The sequence below is a fragment of the Cupriavidus sp. WS genome (genome assembly GCF_000395345.1).
GTDB lineage: Bacteria > Pseudomonadota > Gammaproteobacteria > Burkholderiales > Burkholderiaceae > Cupriavidus > Cupriavidus basilensis_B.
The window spans coordinates 1-237 of sequence record NZ_AQPL01000748.1 but is presented as its reverse complement, the minus strand read 5'-3'; the positions used below and the strand labels follow the sequence as shown (position 1 = coordinate 237).

1 pseudogene is annotated in these 237 nt (G+C 73.8%); it reads left to right on the top strand.

Features of this window, described 5'->3' with window-relative positions:
• Window positions 1-57: 57 nt before the first annotated feature.
• Window positions 58-237 (top strand): annotated as a pseudogene (locus K206_RS44155) (AraC family transcriptional regulator); the annotation flags it as partial.

The following is a 237-nucleotide window of genomic DNA, read 5'->3' as shown; positions in this document are numbered from 1 at the left end:
GCCGGCCCGGCGACGCACCCACGGGTGCGCGGATGGCGCCGGCAGGAGACAAAGGACATGCAGATGCAGGCAAGCAGCATTGCGTGCCCGCCAGCCACGACCCCGGCGCCCGGTGCCGCGGACGGAGGCGGCCGGGTGATGTGGGTCACGCCGGAGCGGCTGTTCTATGCGGGCCTGCTCGGTTCGCCGTCGGTGCGGACGATGGGCGGGCTGCTGATCTACGTGGCGCTGCGCGCG